At 75.9% G+C, this 565-nt stretch carries 1 protein-coding gene; it reads left to right on the top strand.

Annotated elements, in window-relative coordinates:
• The coding region (locus tag ESO86_RS18380; RefSeq protein WP_165308452.1) for an ROK family protein at positions 1-565 on the top strand (565 nt) is incomplete at both ends.

The raw sequence follows: 565 nt of genomic DNA, 5'->3' as shown, positions 1-565 counted from the left end.
CATCGCCGCCCTCGACGCGAGCGACGGGCCGCGGGCGCGCGCCGCGCTGGTCGAGGCCGAGGAGGCGACCGAAGCCGGAGGCGGGCGAGCGCTCGTCGGCCAGATCGTCGGACTCGTGGAGGGACTCTCCGCCGCCGTGTCGTCGCCGGTCGACGCGGTGCGGGCGATCGGCGTGGGGGGTGCAGGGGTCCCCGCCCACCCGCACGGCGGGTTCGACCTCGCACCCAACCTCGGCGATCTCGCCTCGTTCAGCCTCGCGGACGAACTGCGACTCGCACTCGGCTGCGCCGTCGTGCTCGAGAACGACGCCAACGTGGCAGCGCTCGGCGAACTCGCCGCCGGCGTCGGCGTCCACCACGACGACTTCGCGTTCATCTCCATCGGCACGGGCATCGGGATGGGGCTCGTGCTCGACCGCGCCCTCGTGCCGGGCGCCGGCAACGCGGCGGGCGAGATCGGATACCTCCCGTTCGGCGCCGACCCGCTCGACCCGGCCGCGCATCGGCGCGGACCGCTCGAGGAGGTCGTCGCGGGCGACGCGCTCGCCGCCCGACTCGGCGCCGGA

This window comes from Agromyces binzhouensis (assembly GCF_004135055.1).
Taxonomy (GTDB): Bacteria; Actinomycetota; Actinomycetes; order Actinomycetales; family Microbacteriaceae; genus Agromyces; species Agromyces binzhouensis.
The sequence above is the reverse complement of the archived record's forward strand: the minus strand, read 5'-3'. Positions and strand labels throughout refer to the sequence as shown.